Here is a 7,194-nt window from a genome sequence, read left to right as displayed (position 1 = left end):
AATATCCCGATTTTATTGAAATTCCAACTAAAACGGGCATTCTTTCTGTTTTTAACTCAGAAACTCAGGAGATTGGAAAGACCACTTATGATACTACTATTCTTTTGAATAGTGGATATAAACAATCTGTGACCCATAGAAGACAACATAGTTTTTCGTCATCGAAAAATAGATATATCCACACTTCTATTGAAAAATAGTATGAGATTGTGGTCCGCTTCAATGAAGATGAAACGGATACTATTCTCCGTTTAAAATGTCGGGTATACGGAATATATCATCTGCGAAAAACAGTTTGGAGGAGGATATGCTCCAAAGCACTCAATCTGTCAATTTTAATAGATAATAGTATAAAGGCAATACCGTACAAAGGTAGAATTTTGATTTTCTTATGGATTTGTAAAAAATAGAATTTTGTCAAATCAATGCTTTTAAGCAATTCAGCATCCTTTTAAAAGAGAGGTTACGATGATTTTTTGAATTATGCGGTGTTTCTTAAATAGGGAACAGTAATAACACCGAACAAAAAAACTATTTCCTGACGGGGAAATAGTTTTTTATATGGTAAAGATAATATCGTTAAGGATGAAATAGTCGTTCACGACATCGACAAGCTCGTTGTTGTTTGCAGTATCGACGATCTTGATATATTCCATATCGTTTGCATACTTTGCGCAACAGTGGATGATCAGGTAGTTTCCGGCATAGTCACGAAACTCTTCCACCTCGTAGAAGGCGGGCAGTTTGGAATACTTCAGGATACTCTTTTGACTTTTCAAATGAACAACTTCAATGGTGTCTTCGGTCTCCACCGCCTTATAGCTGCCTTTCTCATTCACGAAGATATTATTGGGATAGTGCTCCTTGGCAATCACCTTGGATTCCAGAGTGTTCTTGTTCAACTCGAGGATGATCTCATTGCCGAGCATCATCCGGGACATAAAGTCCTTGTGCTGTTTGAGCACAAAGTCGTAGACCCTCTGCTTGTAGTAGATACAGTCGTCGGATTCTCCAATGATACGGATCAGACCGTCCATGTAGATGCTGTCTAGGGTCTCGTAGGAGAGCGAACGGGCACCCGCCTTTATCTCGCTCAAGAACGTATCGAAGTCGATGAGGTAGATCGCGTTTCTGTGCACAAAGTTCTCGGAGAAGTCCTTGGGCACCTCGATGGCAAGTTCCAAGTCTCTCGAGGTGAGAAACTCAAATTGCTCCGCCTCCGTAAGATAAGACTCCTCTACGATCATGTGGGAGCCTTTCTCGTTGTGAAAGACGATTTTTTCGCCGAAGGTCATACGCACAACGGGATCATATACACGGTAGAACTGTTTTTCCTTGACATCGACAAGGTGGACGATATCGAAGAAGTCCATCGTATCATCGTCCTTGTACTCGTTGAGCCGAAAGAAGAAGTAACCGTCGTCGAGCATCTCCATTCCCAGATACTCAAGCTCCTCGTCCTCGAAGGAAAAGGTCAGGATGGGTGTCTGCTCCCTGGTGTCGAGATCAATCTCATAAAAGGTGATGGACACGGTGTCGACGGTCTGTGTAGTCAGAGAAAAATAGATCTTCGAGTGCTTGGAGAGCTTGACAACATCGGAGAGGGTATAGGGGATCTCCATATCGAAGAGGAACGGATCCTGAACCTGTCTGCCGACGTCAATGCGCTGCATCTCATGGGTCTCCATCGACAATTCGTAGATTCCGTCTGTCCACTCCTGGGTTTTGGACGAAAGGATCTTTTCGAGGTAGACATTGGAACCGTAGGTCTTAAACGGACGATATGTGATTTTTGGGATCTCCTGTTGAGGATTCAAAAGGTTGAGTTTTACAATATTCATCTTACGATCTCCTGTCCGCGATTTCTCCGGCTTTCTTGTGAAGGAATCTGTACCGTTATCCGTTAGAACAATCGAAAGTCCTTCCCCTTATTATAAGGGAACTGAAACAATTTTCGCCTCTGAAGGTGCGGTATTACGACTCTTCGATCGGAGAACAGTACTAAACAACTCTCTTTCAGTCCTTGTAAACCCCGGAGCTGAAATAGTATTACCATTATATCACAAAGAAGGAAGACTTCCAATATAATATAGGCACTCGAGGGAGATTGTAGGATACTGATTGAAAAAGCTCCGTCACTTATCGCATTCGGTCTTTTCATCAAATAGGAGTCTGAGACGGAAAAGATTGATAGAGTAGGGTGGCTCTGATACAATAGATTTAGATCGTGATTGTAGAGGAAATGTGCAACGAGAAGAACATTCATGGTTTTCAATTATGTCAAAGTATGATTGCGGAGATCCTTCGGTCAGGTGTATTTTGCTTGGAGTCGGAAGAATGGAAAATAGAGTTATCATTTGTTATGTTTGGAGGTAGGATATGGAACATAGAGGAACACGACGCTTGGAAACCGAGAGATTGATACTCAGAAGGTTTGAGATGGAAGATGCGCAGATGATGTTCGATAACTGGGCTTCGGATGAGGAAGTTACCGCTTATTTGATTTGGCCGGCACATAAGGATGTCGAGGTAACGAGGGAGGTCCTTGCAGAGTGGACGGGGATGTATGAGAAGGAGGACTTCTATCAGTGGGCGATTGTTCCCAAAGAGTTTATGGAGCCGATCGGAAGTATCAGTGTCGTCAGGCAAAACGAAAAGGCGGAGCTTGCCCATGTCGGCTACTGTATTTCGCGAAGTTGGTGGAGGAGGGGGGTCACCTCGGAGGCTTTGAAGGCGGTGATCGACTTCTTGTTCGATGAGGTCGGTTACACCTGTATCCAGTCAAGGCACGATCCGCAAAACCCCAATTCGGGCAAGGTTATGCAAAAGTGCAAAATGAAGTACGAGGGGACGTTGAGACATTGCGATTGGAACAATACGGGAATCTGCGACGCAAGCTATTACTCCATCCTTTCGGATGAAAGGTAGGAAGTAAAATTTGAAGAAACATCCGTCCTACAAATCATAAAAACAGTTCATAGGTACAGCTCATCGGTATGAACCGTTCAAATACAGTATAATGGAGATACCGCACAAAGGCACCAAATAATTTTTCCGTTGGTTTACGAAATACAAAAATCGTGTAAAACAAATACTTTGGAAAATATATTTACCTGAAAAAACAGGGTTTGGTCTGATTTTTCAAAGGATGCGGGATTGCCTTATTTTCCATTTGAAATGTCGGGTATATAGAATATATCATTATCGAAAAACAATTTTGAAAAAGGCAGGTCAAAGCATTCAACCTGTGAATTTTAAAAGAAAATAGTACAAAACGGTGATGAGGGACTTTCTTATCTTTGCGATGAGTTTTCCCGACGGATGACAGGTGGTGAAGGGAGAGGCATTTTGTTTAAATTCCGGATCCTGTTGTGATATCAGGAACAGGAAAGATATTTTAATGCAAGCGATTTGGATGACGAGTGAGGATCACAAAACCGATCAAGACACTGTTTTCGCCCGAAATTCAAGTCAACAGGATAGAGTTTGGAAAGGAGGAAGTATGGGAGTATTCGATTTGTTCAAGAGGAAGGAAAGGACGAAGATTCCCCTCATCTATTACAGAGAGTTTGAGGTAGAAGGACGGGAGGCGTATGAGGAGGAGTTTGCCTTCGACTATGCTCGCAATATCATTCTGTTTGCACAGAGAATGCACGAGGTGGGGACTTTAGAGGAAGAGGATGTCGTCAGTTTTTCGATCCCGAAGATCCTTTCGCAGGTGCAGTCCTGGGGACTTCTTACCAAGATCCATCCCCCGACTCTTGTCGATACGGTCACGGTCGTCTTTGGTGCGGATTATATAAACATGTGTGTAAGAGACATGGAAGGAGGGGTGTGCCTGCTGCCTCCACAACTGGTCTTTTATCACAGCTCCAAGGAGAAGAACTACTATCTGAGTTTGGTGGGTGAGAGTCTCGATTGGAAGGAGAATACGATTGATGAATCCGAATCGGAGAACAGGGCGGAGATCATTCGAAAAAGCCGTGGTCCGAAGTTCAGCCTCAGGGACACCTCGGAGCTTCAAATATCATTTTATATCCTGTTCTCCTTCCTCAAGTATATGACGATGACTTCTATAAAGCAGAAGGGTTATGACAAGCCGATCCAAGTCTTGGACAGTCTCTTTGAAGGCGGGGGGCTCTATGAGAGCCTCAACCAGTATTTCGCTTTGAATACCGAGAAGAAGAACGACTATCCGCAGGCACATCGGGCAAAGAGTTTTGATGCGTTGGTGGAGCAACTTTTGCGGAAGAGAACTGCGGTACTGAATTTGAAAGGCGCTACCTTCGAGAGTCTGATTATGGAAGCGGGAGACTTGTATGTTTTGGACAGTACGGACTATGAGAATCGTTTTGCTTTGATCGAAGACCTCCAAAGACAGGCACAAAGAAGGGGAGAAAACCTGTGGATATGGAAGAGGGGAGGGTTTTCGACTTCCATTTTGTTTTTATGCGGGAAGAAAGATCAGGAAGGTCTTTCGGAGGGACCGATGATACTTTGTCCCTTTTCTTCGGATTTGAAGCTTGCCTATAGGGATGAATTGCATAGAGAAACGAAGCTGAGGAGGATGGCGAAAACACTCTATCCTCTGTTCGGCGTAGAAGACATTGAAGAAGCAATGATGAAGATTACGGGAGAAGAACTGATCGATTCCTATCTCTATAAGAACGACTTCCTCGCCGAGTTCGACTGGGAGGAAGACATCCATTACAGTCTCTACCACCTTCTCGACAAGAGGGGGATGGCGGACCTTCTTGAAAATTCGGTCATCGATGGCAGGACGTTGGATGACCGGTTGCTTGATGAAGACGGGGAGGCGACGGTCTACGACAGGGTAACGGCGTATGCCGATCTGATTCGGGAGAGGGGGAGTCTACTCTTTTGTATCGATGACAAGGAGGAAGAGTTCTTTGTCTTCGGACTTGTGAAGAGCAGGGATAGCGAGAAATTTGTCGAACTGATGGAAGAAGCGGAAAAAAGCATAGAGATCGAGGGATATAAGGTGTTCTATTAGGGCATACGAAATGACAAGCACAGGATACAAACAAGCCGTTGTTATTTGGAAAAGGAGAGGGGAGCGATGAAGTCAAAAGCGGTCGTTCGGATATATTACAACAGGAAGAGGGGCTATATCGCAGCGGCACAGGCAGTTGACAAGTTCAAGCTCCTTCCGGCGGTGTTGAGACCGATTGCAAGGGGCGAAAGCACTATCGGTACCGCCGAGTTCCTGCATATGATCAAAGACGGGCTGAAAAGGTCCGAGACCGCCCCTTATCTCTATGAGGAGAAGGAGTATGAGTTTTGGAAGGAGTTCGGTTTCAAAAGTCTTCGAGAATTCAGCCTTGTATTTTCTTGCCTTAAAATAACACGGAAGGAAGACATCTGCCTTGTTCAGGAGATGAAACCGGATGAGGAGACGGGCTACAGAATCGACACCTTTTTTGAATTGGAGGTAGGAGCGGACCTTTCGGATGAGGATGCGGAGAAGATAAGAGGACTCTTGCACGGAAGGAGACCTTCCGTGTACAGAACCTTCGAACTCCCGGGGGAAGACGGGGCACTCTTGCGTTACAAGATCGATATCTCCGCGTATGAACTTTTGGAACATCCCTATAAACTTTACGATAGAGTCTATGTGGAGCACGATAACCATGACAACAGGATCCATCTGAGCATCGGGAACAAGTACGGAAGTTTCAGTGAGGACGAGATCACGGACAGATGTTATCTCTGTTGCGGCAGGACGTGGAAGCGCGGGTATCGGATGGTAGAGGACGGAAGGTTGTATATGAAACTCTATGCGATAGGGGAGGTGCACGAGTTTTATTTCTACGTCTTCAAGAAGGAGGACTGTTATTTCGAGATCCTGGGCAGTACGGACCTCTATAATGAGGATTCTCCGAAACGCTTGCAGTTGTTGGAGGAGTTCGAAAGGGTAGCGGGTTCGGTGCAAATCCTGTTGAAGGGCGAGCGGTTGCAGTAGGAGAAGGGTCTTGAGGGATCGGGATTATCCTGTTCTAGGGTCAAGGTATGGAAGTGCCCTTCTACAAACACGAAAAACCGTTTCGCCGATGTACACAAGCTGTCGATGCGGACCGTACCTATGGAGATGAGGAACTTGTTAATACTATTCTCCGATTGAAATACCGGGTATACGGAATATATCATCCACGAAAAACAGTTTGGAGGAGGATATGCTCCAAGGTACTCAAATTGTCAATTTTAACAGATAATAGTATAAGGGAGGAAGAGGAGAAATGAAGAAGGCTGTGTATTTTGTTCCGGCGATTCTCTTTTTGGTGTTTCTGATATGGGTCGCATTTATGCTGGGGACAGGTTCGATAGAAGCTACCGCCGCCCTTTTTGCTCTGTTTTTGGTAACGGCGGGGGTTTTGCTCAGCATGGGCTCTTTGATCGGAACCTTGGTCGGAATATCGCCCACGCTCTACCTCATCGCTTTTGGCAGGGATACGACAACGGGAGTGGAGTTTTATGTCGGGCTTTTTCTCCTAATCTACTATGCTCTGTGCGGTTATGGTGTGTGGAGGGCGAAAAAGAGGACAAAGAGATATAGATAAGCGGATCCGGTTTGCAGTTCGGTGTCATTTGAAAGTATGTAGCATCGGCCTCGATACAAAAAGTGATCGTCAAAAGTATTTTTGGGTAATGATGTATTTTGTATAACCGGAATTTGAGGCGGAAAACAGTACAAATGAGGGAAGTTTTAAGAAAACACCGCATAATTCAAAAAATCATCGTAATATCACTTTTAAAGGGATGATGAATCTCTTAAACGCATTGATTTGAAAGAATTTTATTTTTTACAACTCCATAAAAAAATCAAAATTTCGCATTTGTGCGGCATTGCCTTAATACTATTCTTCCTTTGAATTGTAGATATAAACAATCTGTGACCCATAGAAGAGAAAACGAATTTTCGTGGGTTGAAAAACAGATATATCCCTACTTCTATTAGAGAATAGTTGAGAAGATATCTCATGATTCACAAAATAAGCTTGAATCGGTTTTCGTACGGAGGAAAGGAGTACTTGAAACCGTTCGTTTCACAAACTTTATGTATTTTCAAAACGATAAAAAGAACATGTTGTGTCTTTGTGCGGTGTTTCCTGAGTTTCTGAGTTAAATGAGAAAAAACAAGCAAAAAAAGTTGGAATTTCAAACAAAATTTCAACT

Annotated in this window: 6 protein-coding genes; 5 read left to right on the top strand and 1 reads right to left on the bottom strand. The window is 43.9% G+C overall.

The features are described from left to right. Positions 1-200 (top strand): hypothetical protein (locus ACFO4R_RS09780; protein WP_379788930.1); only part of this gene is annotated, 200 nt, incomplete at its 5' end. 357 nt (positions 201-557) lie between these two features. Here the strand turns inward: ACFO4R_RS09780 and ACFO4R_RS09775 are convergent. After that, positions 558-1,841, bottom strand: coding sequence for a hypothetical protein (locus ACFO4R_RS09775; protein ID WP_379788929.1), 1,284 nt, complete (start codon positions 1,839-1,841; stop codon positions 558-560). Between the two features lie 538 nt (positions 1,842-2,379). Between ACFO4R_RS09775 and ACFO4R_RS09770 the strand changes: the two genes are divergently transcribed. The 4 genes from ACFO4R_RS09770 to ACFO4R_RS09755 all read left to right on the top strand — a co-directional run bounded on the left by ACFO4R_RS09770 (position 2,380) and on the right by ACFO4R_RS09755 (position 6,578). Continuing rightward, positions 2,380-2,928 carry a GNAT family N-acetyltransferase gene (locus ACFO4R_RS09770; protein ID WP_379788928.1) on the top strand — a complete coding sequence of 183 codons (549 nt, stop codon included), beginning with the start codon at positions 2,380-2,382 and terminating at the stop codon, positions 2,926-2,928. 574 nt (positions 2,929-3,502) lie between these two features. Next, on the top strand, positions 3,503-5,014 hold the full coding sequence (locus ACFO4R_RS09765) for a DUF6630 family protein (protein ID WP_379788927.1): 1,512 nt from the start codon (positions 3,503-3,505) through the stop codon (positions 5,012-5,014). A gap of 66 nt (positions 5,015-5,080) precedes the next feature. Further along, entirely contained in the window at positions 5,081-5,983 is a 903-nt protein-coding gene (locus ACFO4R_RS09760; protein WP_379788926.1) for a hypothetical protein, read from the top strand. A gap of 274 nt (positions 5,984-6,257) precedes the next feature. Continuing rightward, a complete protein-coding gene (locus ACFO4R_RS09755; protein ID WP_379788925.1) occupies positions 6,258-6,578 on the top strand; it encodes a hypothetical protein in 321 nt (106 codons plus the stop codon). Positions 6,579-7,194 lie beyond the last annotated feature (616 nt).

It is taken from the genome of Filifactor villosus (assembly GCF_042652965.1).
GTDB lineage: Bacteria > Bacillota > Clostridia > Peptostreptococcales > Filifactoraceae > Filifactor > Filifactor villosus.
This window is presented reverse-complemented; position numbering and strand designations above follow the sequence as displayed.

Excerpts from the sequence above, each read along its gene's own strand:
- ACFO4R_RS09775 (WP_379788929.1), bottom strand. The coding sequence starts at position 1,841 with ATGAATATTGTAAAACTCAACCTTTTGAATCCTCAACAGGAGATCCCA.
- ACFO4R_RS09770 (WP_379788928.1), top strand. The coding sequence starts at position 2,380 with ATGGAACATAGAGGAACACGACGCTTGGAAACCGAGAGATTGATACTC.
- ACFO4R_RS09765 (WP_379788927.1), top strand. The coding sequence starts at position 3,503 with ATGGGAGTATTCGATTTGTTCAAGAGGAAGGAAAGGACGAAGATTCCC.
- ACFO4R_RS09760 (WP_379788926.1), top strand. The coding sequence starts at position 5,081 with ATGAAGTCAAAAGCGGTCGTTCGGATATATTACAACAGGAAGAGGGGC.
- ACFO4R_RS09755 (WP_379788925.1), top strand. The coding sequence starts at position 6,258 with ATGAAGAAGGCTGTGTATTTTGTTCCGGCGATTCTCTTTTTGGTGTTT.